At 64.7% G+C, this 15,733-nt stretch carries 15 protein-coding genes and 1 pseudogene; 7 read left to right on the top strand and 9 right to left on the bottom strand.

The window, feature by feature from the left end; all coding sequences use genetic code 11:
* Nucleotides 1-20: 20 nt before the first annotated feature.
* Nucleotides 21-1,175, top strand: a pseudogene (locus tag VXD91_RS03905) (permease); the annotation flags it as partial.
* 231 nt (nucleotides 1,176-1,406) lie between these two features.
* Nucleotides 1,407-1,853: a hypothetical protein gene (locus tag VXD91_RS03900; RefSeq protein WP_061000276.1), complete on the top strand. Its 447-nt coding sequence runs from the start codon at nucleotides 1,407-1,409 to the stop codon at nucleotides 1,851-1,853.
* A gap of 273 nt (nucleotides 1,854-2,126) precedes the next feature.
* Here VXD91_RS03900 and VXD91_RS03895 read toward each other — a convergent pair whose 3' ends face one another.
* The 9 genes from VXD91_RS03895 to VXD91_RS03855 form a co-directional block, all read right to left on the bottom strand.
* Nucleotides 2,127-2,534, bottom strand: a complete 408-nt coding sequence (locus VXD91_RS03895) for a hypothetical protein (RefSeq protein ID WP_138230743.1) — start codon at nucleotides 2,532-2,534, stop codon at nucleotides 2,127-2,129.
* Nucleotides 2,521-4,659 (bottom strand): hypothetical protein, encoded by a 2,139-nt coding sequence (locus VXD91_RS03890; protein ID WP_138230742.1) that lies wholly within the window; start codon nucleotides 4,657-4,659, stop codon nucleotides 2,521-2,523. Before VXD91_RS03890 ends, VXD91_RS03895 begins: the two co-directional genes overlap by 14 nt.
* On the bottom strand, nucleotides 4,656-6,389 hold the full coding sequence (locus VXD91_RS03885; RefSeq protein WP_267325100.1) for a hypothetical protein: 1,734 nt from the start codon (nucleotides 6,387-6,389) through the stop codon (nucleotides 4,656-4,658). Before VXD91_RS03885 ends, VXD91_RS03890 begins: the two co-directional genes overlap by 4 nt.
* Nucleotides 6,390-6,526: 137 nt before the next feature.
* Nucleotides 6,527-7,969 (bottom strand): site-specific integrase, encoded by a 1,443-nt coding sequence (locus VXD91_RS03880; RefSeq protein ID WP_293023789.1) that lies wholly within the window; start codon nucleotides 7,967-7,969, stop codon nucleotides 6,527-6,529.
* A gap of 51 nt (nucleotides 7,970-8,020) precedes the next feature.
* The gene (locus VXD91_RS03875; RefSeq protein ID WP_293023786.1) at nucleotides 8,021-8,278 is read right to left on the bottom strand and encodes a hypothetical protein; all 258 of its coding nucleotides are present in this window, start codon (nucleotides 8,276-8,278) and stop codon (nucleotides 8,021-8,023) included.
* On the bottom strand, nucleotides 8,275-8,742 hold the full coding sequence (locus VXD91_RS03870) for a hypothetical protein (protein WP_293023784.1): 468 nt from the start codon (nucleotides 8,740-8,742) through the stop codon (nucleotides 8,275-8,277). Before VXD91_RS03870 ends, VXD91_RS03875 begins: the two co-directional genes overlap by 4 nt.
* 18 nt (nucleotides 8,743-8,760) lie before the next feature.
* Nucleotides 8,761-8,955, bottom strand: coding sequence for a hypothetical protein (locus tag VXD91_RS03865; protein ID WP_293023781.1), 195 nt, complete (start codon nucleotides 8,953-8,955; stop codon nucleotides 8,761-8,763).
* A 36-nt stretch (nucleotides 8,956-8,991) separates the two neighbouring features.
* Complete coding sequence (locus VXD91_RS03860) at nucleotides 8,992-9,570, bottom strand: hypothetical protein (protein WP_293023778.1); 579 nt, start codon at nucleotides 9,568-9,570, stop codon at nucleotides 8,992-8,994.
* Entirely contained in the window at nucleotides 9,567-10,298 is a 732-nt protein-coding gene (locus VXD91_RS03855; RefSeq protein ID WP_293023776.1) for a hypothetical protein, read from the bottom strand. The genes VXD91_RS03860 and VXD91_RS03855 overlap by 4 nt, the downstream gene beginning before the upstream one ends.
* Nucleotides 10,299-10,412: 114 nt before the next feature.
* Between VXD91_RS03855 and VXD91_RS03850 the strand changes: the two genes are divergently transcribed.
* From VXD91_RS03850 to VXD91_RS03830, 5 genes are all read left to right on the top strand, one after another.
* On the top strand, nucleotides 10,413-11,183 hold the full coding sequence (locus VXD91_RS03850) for a hypothetical protein (RefSeq protein WP_293023774.1): 771 nt from the start codon (nucleotides 10,413-10,415) through the stop codon (nucleotides 11,181-11,183).
* A 179-nt stretch (nucleotides 11,184-11,362) separates the two neighbouring features.
* Complete coding sequence (locus tag VXD91_RS03845) at nucleotides 11,363-12,304, top strand: DUF2637 domain-containing protein (protein WP_293023771.1); 942 nt, start codon at nucleotides 11,363-11,365, stop codon at nucleotides 12,302-12,304.
* Nucleotides 12,305-12,323: 19 nt separating this feature from the next.
* Nucleotides 12,324-12,527: a hypothetical protein gene (locus VXD91_RS03840; protein ID WP_293023768.1), complete on the top strand. Its 204-nt coding sequence runs from the start codon at nucleotides 12,324-12,326 to the stop codon at nucleotides 12,525-12,527.
* A gap of 146 nt (nucleotides 12,528-12,673) precedes the next feature.
* A complete protein-coding gene (locus VXD91_RS03835; protein WP_293023765.1) occupies nucleotides 12,674-13,558 on the top strand; it encodes a hypothetical protein in 885 nt (294 codons plus the stop codon).
* Between the two features lie 598 nt (nucleotides 13,559-14,156).
* A partial coding sequence (locus tag VXD91_RS03830; protein ID WP_346414675.1) for a hypothetical protein occupies nucleotides 14,157-15,733 on the top strand: 1,577 nt, incomplete at its 3' end.

Here is a 15,733-nt window from a genome sequence, read left to right as displayed (position 1 = left end):
GACCACGGAAGGACTTCGATATGAGCACGATGATGGGGGCGATCGGTCATGCACTGGCCCTGGCCGGTTCGATGACGTGGGAGATTCTCTGGGCGCTGATCCTCGGGTTCGCGCTGTCGGCGGTGGTGCAGGCCGTCGTCCGGAAATCGACCATCGTCCGCCTCCTCGGCGACGACAAGCCCAAGACCCTCGCCGTGGCCGCGGGACTCGGTGCGGCATCGTCGTCGTGCTCGTACGCGGCAGTGGCGTTGGCGCGCTCGCTGTTTCGCAAAGGCGCCAACTTCACCGCGGCGATGGCATTCGAGATCGGCTCCACCAACCTCGTCGTCGAACTCGGCATCATCCTGGCGCTGCTGATGGGCTGGCAGTTCACCGCCGCCGAATTCGTCGGCGGCCCGATCATGATCGTCGTGCTGGCGGTGCTGTTCCGCTTGTTCGTGCGCAGCCGCCTCATCGACGAGGCCCGCGTGCAGGCAGACCAGGGCATCGCGGGCTCGATGGAAGGGCATGCGGCCATGGACATGTCGGTGCAGGGCGAGGGCTCGTTCGTCAGGCGCCTGTTCTCGGGACCTGGCCTCACGTCGGTCTCGCATGTGTTCGTCATGGAGTGGGCGGCGATCCTGCGCGACCTGATAATCGGTCTGCTCATCGCCGGTGCCATCGCTGCGTGGGTGCCAAATGCGTTCTGGGAGAACTTCTTTCTCGCCGACGATCCGACGTGGTCGGCGATCTGGGGGCCGATCGTCGGGCCCGTCGTGGCGATCGTGTCGTTCGTCTGCTCCATCGGGAACGTGCCCCTGGCGGCGGTGCTGTGGAACGGCGGTATCAGCTTCGGCGGCGTGGTCGCGTTCATCTTTGCCGACCTGCTGATCCTGCCGATCCTCAACATCTACCGGAAGTACTACGGCACCCGGATGATGCTGACGCTGCTGGCCACGTTCTACGTCTCGATGGTCGCGGCGGGTTACCTCGTCGAATTGCTTTTCGGTGCAACGGGTCTCATTCCCACGCAGCGCAACGCCATGGTGATGGAGAGCGGCATCTCCTGGAACTACACCACGTGGCTCAACATCGTCTTCCTGCTGCTCGCCGCGGGTCTGGTGTTGCGCTTCGTCCGCACCGGCGGCATCCCGATGCTGCGCATGATGGGCGGCTCACCCGACGCGGGGCACGACGGCGGCCACGGTCATGAAGGCCATACCAGTCACGATCACCACCAGCCAGGTTTGCCCGCCAACCATGACCACGTTCATCACTACCATCGAGAGAGCGACGATGAAGATCATGACGACCTCGGCCATCACTGAAAATCCAACCTGACTGTGCTGGTACCGATTCCGGCCGATCGGAGGCAGGCCAGTCGGCCCGCTGGTGAGTTGACCGACAAGGATGTGGAGAGCGCGACGATGAACACAACCCCGCGGCGGCCACGCCGCAGCCGCACACGCATCGGGTTGATGGCGGCGGTGGTGATCCTGGTCGCGTTGGCGGTGGCAGTGGTGATCGTCCTCAACACGCGCGCTTCGGGGCCTGTCAACTCGATCGAGCGTACCGCGCAAGACCGGTGCGACGCTGAGGTCCGCAACCGGCTCGTCGCACCGGCGGCCGCTACGCTGTCGAACACCGACGTGGCCACCAGCCCTCTCGACCCGGACGCCAAAGACCTGTTCACCCTCACGCAAGGTCCCCTCAGCGGCATCGATCACTCCCGCATCACGGTGTGGAGCGTGACGGTCGCAGTAGACGCTCCCAACGAAGTCGGAGGCAGCCTGCACGACCGATACGACTGCCGCGCCTACTTCGTGGACGGCACTCTGACAGACACCCTCGTGCTCGCCGGCCACGACCACTAACAACGACCTCTCGATCCACTGCGTCTCTCTGCAACGGGATGTTCACGGCCGGCGTTCCGTGGGCCCGGTCGAGCTGGGCGATCGAGCCGTTCGACCGTCGATTTCAGTTCCGCCACCGTGGTATTGAGCCCTTTGGATCCGTGCGCCCTTTCCGATATAAGGCGGCGCGGCGCCATGCTGCCGTCGCGCCCCGCGCCGAGCACGGGGCGTCGTTGGCTACCGGTGGTGTTTGTGGCGCGCGGTTATGCTGTGCTGGCTACACCTCGCGACCGTTTAGCGTGGCGTCATCCGGCGCGAAGCAATATCGGTCACAGGCCGCCCCTGCAGCTTCGTCGCCCGCTCCGCGGCAAGGAGTTGAATAACGTTGGCGTACAACGTGATTTTCCGCTCCAACTCGGCGCAGTGTGCTTGTAGCGCTCGATGTGCTTGTTGCAGATCATCGAACGCGTCGGCGGTGCCCCGGTACGGGGCCGGCGTCGTGCCTTCGTTGCGGACGTGCGCTTGGAACATCTCTTTGAGATCAACGTGCTGATGGGTGAGGTGCCATCGCGCAACACCGGCCTCGACGGCCAACTGGGATACGTTGAGCCGACCGGTTGATCGCAGCGGTTTGCCGGCCATCAAGCGGTCCATGGCCGCTACGATCTTTTTGCGTACCGGGTCTGTTTCAGTGGCCGTCATCGTGGTCCTTGATGATTGTCTCGATCCGATCGAGTTCTCGTTGTTCGCGTTGGTGCCGTAGTGGTGGGGCGGCTCGGTCCAACACTGTTGTTGCAAGCCGGTCCCGGTGTTGGCGGACTGTGGCCATGTTGCGATCGGTCCGAGCAATGTTGCGGCAGCTGGGCCGGCAGTCGTCGATGTCGGGTGTCACGAGCGGATCGTCGCGGGCTCCTCGCAGCTGGCAGGCCGCTTTGGTCGCGTCGAATACGCAGGTCATTCCCTCGCCGTGGTAGATCTGCAGCAATGGATTGGACAGCAAGTCGCGGGTTTGCCTCTTGCTGGTCAGGGTGTAGCCGGCGAAGCGGCCGTTGGCTGCGCTCAGACGCTGGCGGTAGGTTTGTGAGGCTGGTCCGGATACGTGTTCCCCATCGCTCAGGGCCTGCTCGTCGTCGGCGAATTGTTCCAACCTGGCCAGGAAATCCTCGAAGGCCAGCTCGTCAGGGAAACCTGAGTCGTAGGCGCCGGCGTAGCCCTGAATCATCCGTGTGTGTACGTGACCGTATTGGATCGACGCGGCGACCAGCCCGCGAGGTCGGCGGCGGATGAACCATGCCAGTGTGCGGCGAAATCGGCTGATGGTCAGCTGGCCGTGCGGGTCCGGCGGAATGGGATCGATGTGGTGGTGGGCACACAGCCGGTCAACGAAATCGATGAATCGGTGCACACTGTCGGTGGCTGCCTGAGTGTTTAGCGCTAGTCCCCCCGATCGACGCGGGGCGTAGATGCGTGTCAGATCGAATCGATTGGTGAACAGTAGTTCTTCGTCGTGGAGGCGTTCGAGTACCCGGATGGCGTCGGCAACCGGCTGCACCACCACCCACGGGTCGGCCCGCTGTAGGCCGGCGGGCACTTTGTTGCCTTGCTCGTCGACGGCGTTCTTGAAATAGACGCCTGACATCAGATACATGTCGTTGGCATCGTCCCGTTCGATGCAACCACGACGAATGTTCAAGACCTCCGCGGGCCGAGCACCGGAGAGGTAGGCGACCACGATCAGGCAGGCGGTGTGCAGATGCCGGATCAGGTGGCGGGTCTGGTTGTAAGAGAAGCGTCCAGGATGCCAGGGCCGTCCCTGCAGTGTGGCGATGATCGGGGTGGACAGGTACGCGTCATCATCGATCGGCAAGCCTGAGGTGGTTAACACCGACCGGGCGGTCGAGTAGGACGCCGCCGGCAGCCGTGGGATACCGATGAGCCGGCCGATATAAGGGAAGTTGATTTCGCGCTCACCTTGCTCGTTGATCCTGCCCGGCAGCAATCCCTGTTCTTGCCGAAGCGATTCGGCGTATTCGGCGACGATCTTGATCGCCCCACCCTGTGGCAGCCGGGTCCTGTCTTGCTCCGCAATGGGCGTCACGTCCGGCCCGCGTGCATGCAGGAAGAGGAACTCCTCGTGGGCGGCGATGATGTCATCGGCAAAGTCTTCGACGAATCGCAGTGCCCACAGTAGTAGTGCCTGCATCGTGTTCTCGTTGATTCGTGGCGTGAGGTTCTCCATGTATGAGCGGGCATTGCCCAGAAGGGCGCCGGCCGATTCACCGCCCCAGGGCGGCATCTCGGGTAGCCGCATCGATTCCGGTAGTGCCGAGCGGTATCCCCAGAGTCGACGGACCTCGCCGACGCATCGGTGCATCTGCTCGACGCTGGGCTGAGTGCTGCCGACGTAGACCAGATAGTCATCGAGCAACTCGGGTGTCACTTCGCAGAACGCTGTAATACGTTGTTTGTGAAGCCAATTCAAGAACGTGCGGAACGGATACCAGCACATCCTGATGGTGTACAGCGATGGGCGTGTGGCCGTGGTCCTTCGGAGCTGCATCGGCGGGTCGGTGTTGACCAGCACCCACACGTAGCGTTTTGCGCATTCTCGCAAGGATTTTGGGGCCAGCTTGAAGTTGATGCTGGTGATCTTCGCGCTTTCCTCGAAGATTCCGTGATCGAAGCGCCACACATCGTCTGCATACCGAGACAGCACAGCGGTGTCGGCATCTGGGCGTAATACGCGCCGCAGGAGAACCGGTGTGGTCGGGTCGGGACATTCAACCTGGTCGTGGTGGCGCGTAGCGCGCCGATGCGGTGTCGTCATCGCATGTCCAACTCCCGGTTGAGGAATCGGTCCACGATCTCGCGATGGTCATCGGTGGTGGCGGCGCGCGCTGCGCTGAGTTGGTCTTCGTCATAATTCGACAGCAGATCGGATAGCTGGGCGTGTGGGAGGGCAAAACGCGTCGTCCACGTCAGCGGGGTCATCTGGTGTCGACGTTCAGCCAGACGATCGAACACCAGGGTCTGCACGGGCAGGTGCCGAGGCAACGCGCGAGCGCATGGACAACTGAGGCACAGCATGAATGAGGCGCGGCACGGCTGGCCCGGGTCACCGTAGGGTCCGTGGTGATTGTCGATGCAGGCATTCATCACGGTGTCCAACTTGCCCTGGAGCATGCGGCGAACATCGGTGTGGGACAACGATAATTCCGATGCCAACGCCGTCGGATCGGCGTGCGCCTGAGCAACTTCGGCCGCCGACAGCGCGGACATGACGGGCAAGGCGCGGGCTTTGGCGACCTGTTCGCTCAAGGCATCGGCGACAACTCGGCGGTATTCAACCAGGTTGCCGCGGTTTCGCCCCAGATAGTCGTCAATGAGGGTTTGTTCGGTGTGCGCCACCGGTTTCTGGTGTAGCTCAAGGTAAGTCATTCGTAGTCGAACTAGCGACACCTCGAGTGGCTTGGGTGGTACGCCCTCGACAGAATCGCACAGTAGCCCCTGTTGTCGCGACCATGGCCGTATCCATCCTTCAGCCGATCCATGCGCGCGGATACCCCTACCATGGGCGCCATTTGAACAGTAGGCAACCATCAACCGGCCACTGCCTTCGATTCTGCGCGTCGATGCGGTCAGCTCATACAACAACATGTAGACACCGAAGGCCGTGTGCAGTTCATCGCGGCGCGACAGCGTGGTCGGGTCGTCGGGGATGCTGATCCAATCTGGAACGGCGGCAAGTGCGACGTCCATGTCGGCGCGGCTGCCACGACGGGGCTTGCGCATCCCGACAATGGCGGTCTTCGGTCCGCCCGCATCGCCGTCGGCGCGGTGATGTGTAGCAGGACATTTCATGATGACGTACGGATTTTGCCCGGTCAGCACGGCCAACAACACGGCACCGGCGCTGACTTCCAGCGGATTCAAATGTGCCCACCGAATGATGTCCCGGGTCCCTCCGAAACCGCGCACCCACTTGGCAGTCAACTGCGCCTTGCTCGGGAAGTCGCCGCCTCGGCGTGGCACGTCGGCGTGCCGTTCCACATAGTCGAGCAATTCGAGTCGGCGGGTCGGATCATCTAACTGGCCCAATCGGTACTGCTCCAACAACGCACGATTATCTCGGATGCGTTGCGCGGCCCGCCGCAGGTCGGCGCGCGCCGCTGCGGCGATCCGCTGGAATTCGGTACGGCTGTAGCTCTGGTGACGCTTACCGGACCGCACTGGTCGCGGATGGGGCTCGGCGAGTTTGGCCACCATGTCCGGATTCCACGAATCGAGCTGGCGCAGAGTCATTTTCACTCCGCGCGACTCCTCGGTGAGCTTCCAGATGGCACCCGCAGCGCGACGCTCGGCCAAGAAGCCGTCGATGTGGCGCGGACGCAGGCCCGATCGGCTCACGGGTGGACGCGGTAGACCCGAAAGATATTGCGCAAAGTGGTGCATCGCTCGAAACGCGTCGCCGATCGACGCCATCGACCGTAAAGTGCCGCCCGGGCCTGTGCGTTTGGCGAACGCCTCGGCAAACATGCGTTGCAGCTCCGGGCTCACCGGCAAACGTGAACAGTCGAAGTCTTTTGGCTGACTGTTGCCGTCCTCGAAGCAGCGGACCGTCGTTCCGTCGGCGAGAACACCGCGCGGTGTTGCGTGTGCTGGTTCGGGAAGCCGAGCGGCGCGACCACGCCGACTCATTTGCGCGCCACCGGGTCTCCGAGGACCATTGCGTGGCCGCCGAAAAGTTCGGCCATCAATCCCGCCACCGGTAAGCCCTGGGTCTGCGCAAGCAACACCTCGACGTCGAGCGCCCGGAAGGGTTCCAGGTAGACGTTCCTGGTAGTTTCGACATGCCGGTGCCCCAACATCGTCTGCACCAGGTGCCAGGTATCACCGAATTGGACTCGGAAATCACGGGCCTCCTCCTCTGAGAGGTGACCGAGTCTCGAGGAATAGACCAGTTTCCCAATGGAGAACCACCGCAGGGCGAAGGAGTGCCGCAGCATATGCGGTGTGCAGGTGAAGTTCTCCACACCCAGTGCGGCGATACGATCGTTCGCTGCAGCGAACGTGTGGTGCCATCCGTGCGCGTCGCGCGGGAGACCATTTTCGTTCAGCCACAACCACAATGGCTCCAGACCAGCTTGCGTGCGGCGAAATAGCCTGCGGCGCAACGCTGGACCGGTCGTGTTCCAAGCGCGGTCGATGAATCCACCGTTACCGTCGGGCAGTCTTACCGTTCCTGGTCGCTTCGCGACGCCCACGACGATCGCGTCGCCCAGTTGCGCGTAGCGACCGCTCTCTTGGGCGCCGCGAACAGCCCGGGCCCTGGAACCCTCCACATACGCACAAATCCCCGCCAGCACGTGCCGCGGCATCCAATACGGGTGGCCATAGCCACCCTTGGCACATTTGTCGGCCAAGTGACACTTATAGAAGGGCCGGTCGACACCCAGTGTTGGAAGTTCATCGATCGTGACCGAAGCCCATTCCGACAGCCGTAACCCCGTTCCATACAGTCCGTCGAAAAACGCGACATCGCGCTGCTCATTGCGGGTGCGGCACGATCGGTCCCTGTGGCCCCGAAGATCCCGGCCACGCAACCCAACATCGCGCCAACGATCTACCGCGGCAGGATCGAGCCATCGAACTCTGGCCGACCGCTTAGACGGCGGCGAATCAACGGACAGGAAGATGTCGACGACATCTGCGAACCGCTCCGCGGCCCACGAATAGAATTTCTTGCACGCCGCAATATCCTTCGAAAAAGCCGAAGCGCCAACAGGAGTCAGGTTGTTCGGGTCGGTGCGCCTCCAGAACTCGAAATCCTCTGTGTCTTCCTCGGTCGCTTCAGACCACACGCGTCCACTGGTCTGCAAGAAGTTCAGCCACAAACACAGCGACTGTGCGTAGTCACGGTTTGTGTTACTCGCAAGCACTCGCATCCGAGCGGAAGCCAAGAACGCGTTGACTCGAACATCGACAAACCCGTCGCTGCGTATGAGAAAGCGCTGTCCATCAACGTCTTTCCAACGCGACAACACGTCGCCGATGTCAGGAATCGGGCCCGTGATCTCCGTCGGCCAACCGTGAGCGAGCACGTTGATGTCGTAGCGAACCACCGACCATGTCTGCATGTTGGCTCCCAGCCCGAGGGTGGAGCGAGCATAGCAACAACAAGTCAGTGGCTATAGAACAAACAGTGCCAACAGGTAGCGCTCCAGGACCTCGGCCTGGGCGACGAACAGTACTGGACGCTCCCCGTCGTCTTCATCGGACTGGCTCAGCTGCAGGCGGTCGACGCCGCGTCGGCGGATGAAATACCGTGCGGAACTATCGGTTTCGGAGCGGAACACCACGGTGCCGTCCTCGTCCTCGGCCATGGTGTAGTTGGCGGTCTGCGCCCAGGCCCGTGTTTCGGCGCTGACGATCAGCGGTGAGGTCACGCCGACGATGCCCCCACCGAGCTCGCGCAGCCCGTGCACACCCCGGTGTTGTCGGGATAAGCGTGCAGCCATGCGCACGGGCCGATGACGGTGTCGCACGCGGCGTAGTCGGTGCAGCCGCAGGCCCGGCACACCCGCGGATAACGCCATTCGATGCGGGTGATCTCCGTATCTGGAGTGACACCGTGATGGGTGGCGCAAAAGAATTCGACGAACTCGGCCGGCGACATGCCGGGGAAGCCTTCGGCAGTGACGTCCTCGGCAGTGATGGTGTTGAGGGGTTCGCGGCGCACGGCGACGACGTCGACGGTGACGATGCGGTCGAGCTGCTCGCCGCGGCGACGCCCGCGGACTTTGGGGCACAAGGTCAACTGATCGCCAGGATTGAGCATCTGCCATCCGACGCGGCGGGTGACCGTCTTGCGTCGGGAGCGCACCGCGTCAGTGGTGAGTGCCACGCTCATCAGCCGCGCCATGATGGCTTACCGCCGCCCCGTACGCGGATCGACGCCCCGGTCCCTGCGGAGAAATTTCACCAGGAAGTAGCCGGCGACGATCGCGGCGATCGCGAAGGCGAACACGTAGCCGATGTGGTAGCCGGCGCCGCGGAACATGGCGTTGATGAACTGCTGGAACGGGTCGGAGTGGTGGGCGGCCATCAGCAGGTGGTGGGTCATGGTGGAACCTTCCTGTGGAGTGAATGACGTTGGGGGTCAGTGTTGTTCGATGGTGATGGTGGTGCGGCGGCGTCGGCCGCCCCGTGGATTTTTGGTCTCGTCCCAGACGTTCTTGAAGGCACGCACGGACGACCGGGTCCAGAGCCGGCCGGTGGGGGTCTGCAGGACCGGGCGGGGGAAGTCGGGGCCGGCGGCGAGCTTGTCTGCGCGCTGCGGTGACACCCCCAGCTCCGCGGCGACCTCGGTGAGGCCGATCAGGTCGAGGTCGATAGGTGCGGGATGGGCTTTCTCGGCGGCCGCGTCCGCGCTGGACAAGACATACAGGCGGGTCGGCTTGAGCAGGCCGGTGGCGGCCGCTGCGGTACCCAGGACGGCCGTGGTGGCCTGATCGAGCGTGTCGGCATCCACCTCGAGTGTCACCTGCAGCCTGCCGTCGCTGTGGTCGTAGTTGAGGTCGACGGCGCCGATGGTGTCGCGCAGTGCGTCGGTGTCGGCGGGGGACAGGCCTGGCGCGGTGTAGGTCAGGTACGAGGTCCAGTTCATCGGTGCCGTTTCTGTCCGGGCCGCCGTCTCCGGCGAACCATAACTGTTGATCGGCTCAATGGTATGGGTCATGCGGGCCGGGCCTCGGCAGGTGCGTCGCCGGCCGCGTGGGCGGGGACGTCGACGCGCAGTTTGGCGCGGGTGAGCACGGTTTGCAGCTGGCCCTTGTAGTCGCCGGTGCCGGACACGGTGGCCGAGACGATGGTGACCTGATCGCCGCGGTCGACTCCGAACAGGCTGGAGCCGGTTCCGGTGGTCTTGAGGACTTGGCCGGTGGGGAGTTTGAGAACCACCAGGCGCTTGTAATCGGTGCCGTAGCCGCGGAATCCGTCTACCTCGAACGAAATGGCGACCTCGACGCGGCCGGTGAGGTCGCGCAGTTTGTCGCCGACGGCGCCAGCAGGAGTGTTGTTCAGTGCGTCGCGGCAGGCCTGCTCGGCGTGGGCCTCATCCCAGGCCGCGGCGTACTCCTCGGCGGCGTAACGCGCGGCATTGGCGGCGTGGTTGGCCACCTCTTGGTCGTGTCGCAGTGTGGCTTTGACGTTGCGGCGGACCCGGGCGCGGACGGTGGACACCTTCACCAGGCGGTACCCGGCGCCCATGCAGGCGAAGCAGCCCTTGATGGCGCCGGCGCCGCGGGGGTTTTTGATCTTCCAGCCCGAGACGCCGTGAAAAAGGCCGTCGCCGCCGCACTTCCAGCAGTCCTCCCGAACCACGTCGGAGCCGATGGCGGTGGGGTACGGGTCGGTGTACACGCGGGGATCGTCGCTGCTGATGGGTACGGCGGTGATGACGCTCATGGTCTCGGATCCCTTCTGTGTGACGACCTGGCGAATGCCACGATACCCGACAACTATTGATTGGATCAACAGTAACGGTTGACTCAATTAATAGTTTGTGGTGAAGATGGAGACATGAGCACGAACAGCACCGCCACCACCTACACCAAGGCCCAGGCCAAAGCACACGACGCGAAACTGGCCGAAGCCGCGGCCACCCTGTACACCGCGCAGGTCCGGGCGAACAACGCAGCCAACGACATTCACCGCGCAGCCGGGGATACCGAGCGGCGCCGCGGCCGCGGCCGCAGCAGTGAGCTCACCTGGACCATGACGCTTGCCGACGCGACCACCGCGGCCGAGGCGGTGGCCGGCGGCAACGTCGAAAGCCTCGGCCCGGTCGCCGCGTGGCGGCTGGAACGTGCACCACAGCGCGCCGCCGATGCATTGGCCGCTCACAAGGCGACGCGTGACGCGGTCACCGCTGCCCGTGCCGTGGTCGAGCAGCTCGAGGAGGTGTGGCTCACCCACGGCCAATGGAGCCGGTTTTTCGTGGTGCAGGGCGGGCACATTCACAGCTCGACGATGTGCCACAGCCTGCGCATCACCACCCGAATCGGTTGGCTCCCCGACCTTTCCGGCGAGTCCGAGGCCGACGCCGTCGCGGCCTATGGCACCGTTCTGTGCAGCAAGTGCTTTCCCTCGGCACCCGTGGAATGGACCACCAAAGCGCCCAAGCCGCTCGACCCATCCGAGTGCCCGGGCTCGCGCAAGTACGTGCCCGGAGCCAACCTGCGGCTGTGCAGCCCCCGCGGAACCTGCCCGGAGTGCGGGCAGTACGTCAGCGTCACGAGCACGGCCAAAGCCCGCAAGCATGACCGCCCAAAAACCGCGGCCCCGGCCTGACTGGCCGGGGCGAAGCCCTGCTGACCTGGCCCCAAACCGATCTATCGACCGTGTCCACCCGACCTGTTACGCTCCGGCCATCGTGCCCGAACGCACGCGATTTGCATTGCGCTGCAAACCGATTCGGGCCACCCTCGGCCGACGTCGCTCCACCTCCATACGAAGGGAAGTAGCTCGACATGACCGTCCTCGACGACGCCCCCACCCGCAACGGCCACACCGTGGCGACGACGGTAGCCACCACCGCCCTGCCGGCCGGTGCGCCGGCAGCGGCGCCAGCGTCGGCCCCTATCCAGGTCGACATCCCGGCTGCTGCCGCCCCGGCACCGGGCCCGGCCGCGCCGGCCAAAACGCCCGAGCAGCGCGCCCGGTCCCAGGCCCGCCAGTTCTTCTGGGGGTGGTTGCTGTTCGCCATGGCGGTGTCGATCGGCGGCAACGTCATCCATGCCTGGATGAGCGCACCGGTCGATCGGCGGTTCCTGGCGGCGATTGCGGCCGCGGTGCCTCCCGCGGTCCTGCTGGGTTCGACGCATTCGGTTGCCCTGTTGATCCGCACCCGCCGGCGTGACTACCGACTCGTTGACGCGATCGTGCTCGGGGTCGGCATGCTCCTGACGGTCGGTGTCGCGGTGTGCGCGTTCACCATGTCGTTCTTCTCCCTGCGTGATCTGATGCTCATGCTGGGCGTGCTCGGCAGCGTCGCTTGGCTCTGGCCCGTGGCGGTGGACCTGTCGTTGATCTGCTCCACCTTGGGTCTGCTGTCGCTCACCGAGCCGGAAGCCGGCGCCGCCGAGAGCTCCGCACCGTCGACGCCGGTCGCGGCCGCGGTCGAGGCAGCTGTGACCAACAACGGTCCGAGCACCCCCGCTGAACGACGGCTGTGGTGGGAATCGATCGCGGCGGTGGTCCGCGAAGAGGTCTCCGATTACCGCAAGGTCGCCGACCTGAGCCCCGGGAAGCTCGGGGAAGTCCTGCAGCGGATGTATGACGAGAACGAATCTGGCCGCAGCATCACCGATTCCACTGGTCTTCACCACCGAGAGGTCAAGGCCATCAAGGAATCCGCGGATGGCGTCCTGGCCCGCACGGCTGTCGTGCCTGCCCCGGCCGGCGCGGCCTGAACCACCGGAAGGTAACAACGTGACTGACATCGTGAGCTTCATCTCCGAGCACAGCACCGCGGTGATGATCGGTGCCGGCGCCGGCATCGTGGCCGCCAAAGTGCTGCACGCGATCGAGCGGGTCAGCCGCCTGGTGCTGAGCGCGGTCGTGCTGGCCGTGGCCGGTGGCGGTGGTGCCGGGTTGGCCTCGAACGCATTGAGTTCCCTCACGACGTTGAAGTAGATGTCGCTGACCACCAGCGCCGACACAGCTTTATGGCGTTGGTGGGGAGCCGGTTTCATGATTTGTCGGTAGCGCCGTGTAGTCTCGCTATCGCGGAGCAAGCCATTGGGGCGGGCTCGAAAATCCCAGCGAGGGGAACGGTCTCCATGGCCACTGCACCAATTTTCTACCTTGGTACCCACATCGACGGTTGGCTCAATCACGTTGGTGTGCCGCTGTTTGTCTCTCACCGGCGCCTCGCGCGCCGGAAGGCCCTGCCGAAAGCGCGGATGGGCTGGGCGCTGGACAGCGGCGGATTCTCCGAGCTGTCCCTGTATGGGGGGTGGCGTACCACCCCCGAGGACTACGTGGCCGCGGTGAAGCGCTACGACCGGCAGATAGGCAACCTCGAGTGGGCCAGCCCGATGGACTGGATGTGTGAAGAATCGATGCTCGCCAAGACAGGTCTCACCGTTCTGGAGCACCAGCGCCGCACCGTCGCCAACTTCGTTCTGCTCGAACAACTCTGGCGTGACAGCGATGACCAGTGGCACCCCGAGTCACCGTTCATGCCTGTACTCCAAGGCGGTCAAACCGCCGAGACGTACCTGCAGTGCTCGGATATGTACGCCGCGGCCGGCGTCGACCTGTCCAACTACCCGCTGGTCGGTGTCGGCTCGGTGTGCCGGCGCCAGCACACCGGCGAAATCCGCGACATTCTCGAAGCGATCCGCGACCGTGACCCGGAAATTCCGCTGCACGGGTTCGGGGTAAAGACCCTGGGGCTCAAGCTCTATGGCGATCTGCTGTGCAGCGCGGACAGCCTGGGGTGGAGCTTCAACGCTCGAAAGAACCCGCGTCTGCCGGGGTGCGCCCACACCAGCTGCTCCAACTGCGTCAAGTGGGCGCTGCGGTGGCGCCGTGGCATCGTCGCCGGCAGCGGCTGCGCCGAACACGGCGAACCCTGCGACGGCACGATCGGCGCTTGCCACCTGCGCGACCTGTGGGCCATGCGTGAACAGGCCGCGGCTGCCGCGACGACCGCCAGCTGAACGACCGAACGATGGAGGCGAGCTTGATGACCACCGCGAAAAGGCCGAGGTGCATTCTGCCGGGCTGCACCAACCCCAGCAGCGAGCAAGGCCGACCCTGCGACGAATGCCTGGCCACGTGCAGCGATTTCCTCCGAATAGGCGCCGGGCCGGCGATGACAGCCGAACAGCAAGACGCTCGCGACGACGCGATCCGACATCGATACATGCTGCAGCACGAATGCGCGGCCCGCGCCATCGCGCCGGAGGACATGTCCCGACCGATCGCTGACCCACGGCCGGCAGAGCCTGAACGTAAGCGCAACCAACGTTGCTGGCTTTGCGAGGAGCGGCACACCTGTACCAAGTGCGAGCGCGGATGGGAATGCGATAACTGCCGCACAGTTGCGTAGCCCGGCGCAATTAGTGTGTTGAGGGCGCCCAGCGCAGGGGAAAATGGATAGACAGCCCGCCACGAACGGTCGTGGTAGGCACCAATCGAGGGGGGAATGCGGCGGTGCGATCCGACCAATGGCTTAAGACGGCCGCGGACACGCCGCTGCGTGAGCTCGTTGCCGGCCTCGACGCAATCGGTAGAGCACCCATCCCGTACGCGCGTATGCCAGTACGGGCCCGCACCGCCTTCGGCGCCGAATTCTCCACCTGGGGCGACATCGCCGGCGAGACGGTGCAATCACTGCTGAGCTATCCATACGCCGGCGACGCGACGGTCCTGGCGCTGGTGGACGCGGCCGAGGACACCGTGAAGCGTTACCGGATGCCGGCGGCCATCACACGGGTCGGCGCGGCCGCTGCCACCCAGCGCCTCTTCGACGAGCTCGGCGAAGCAGACCGACTGATGCTGTCCGGGCGGCTGTTTGGGGCGCAGCAGTGCACCATCCAAGACATCGCCGAGCAGCTCGGCGTCCATTGGGCCTGGGTGAGCAGGAACCTGCCGCGAGTGCAGGCCAGATTCGCCGAACTGCTCACCGACCCAGCTCATCGGGAAGTCGGGGAGTGCGCCCGAGAGCTGGCCGGCCAACTGGGTTCGTACACCCCGGCAAGAGCGGTGACCGCCGCCCTGCGGCAGCGCGGTATCAAGCCGGGCAGCGAGGTAGCCCACATGCTGCTGTACGTGGCCGGGCCGTACACACCGGCCGGTGACTGGTGGCAGACCGCAGGTGGTCAAGAACGGGCCGCGGCAGCAGCCGACGCTGTATTCGCCCGCTACGGGGCACCGCCGGCCGCCCAACTGCACCAGGCCCTCGAACAGAGCGGCATGACCCCGGCCAGCGCCGCGGCCTACGCCAGCAGCCACGTCCAGGTGAAGCGGTACGGCGGGAAGTACGTCCCGTGGGGCGACACGGCGGCGGTCCGAGCCGCGGCCGTGCTGCACATGCGCGGCACCCCCGCCACGATCGATGAGATTCTGTCCGCGATCGGATCCGACATCGACCAAACCGAGGGGTCGTTGAAGACCCTGCTGTACAAGGACAATCGCTTCATCCGCACCAGCCGGCGTCGGTGGGGGCTGCGGGTCTGGGACGTCGAGGAGTACTCCGGAATCGCCGCCGCTATCGGTACCCGCATCGACCGCGCCGGCGGCAGCATCCGTGTTGACGAGCTCACCGCCGACGTCCTAACCAGCTTTCCCGACGTCGCCGAGGCGTCAGTTTTCTCGTACACGCACACGCTGGCGTTCATCATCAAAGACGGCATCATCAGGCGCCGCAAAGCAGGTGATCGCTGGCCAAAAGTCCCCGATCTGAACAGCGTGCGGGGCGCATTCCGCAACGGGGACAACGAAATCCGGTTATCGATACCAGTCGAACGGGAGCTGCTGCGCGGTTCGGGGCTAGCACTGCCAGTTGCGGCCGCGACCGCACTCGGAATCAAACCGTCTGGAGATCGCCAGTTCGCCGGCCCCCAGTGCATCGTGCGGGTGACGTGGCCACTGACGTCGACACATGGCGCTCGAGTTGGCTCCCTACGTGATGCTGCTGGCGTCGTGTCGGCCAAAGACGGCGACACACTCTTGCTGGCCTTCGATACCCGCGCCCGCACCTTCGGCGTAGAAGTCATTCACCCCGACACCCCAATCGGGCAGCGGATGCGCCGACATCTCGGGCACCGCGACGTGACCGACACCGTCCTGAGCGAAGCGTTGGACTGCAACCCCGGTGACATCGAGCGCGT

The sequence above is a fragment of the Mycobacterium sp. SM3041 genome, from assembly GCF_039668335.1.
Lineage (GTDB): Bacteria > Actinomycetota > Actinomycetes > Mycobacteriales > Mycobacteriaceae > Mycobacterium.
This window is presented reverse-complemented; position numbering and strand designations above follow the sequence as displayed.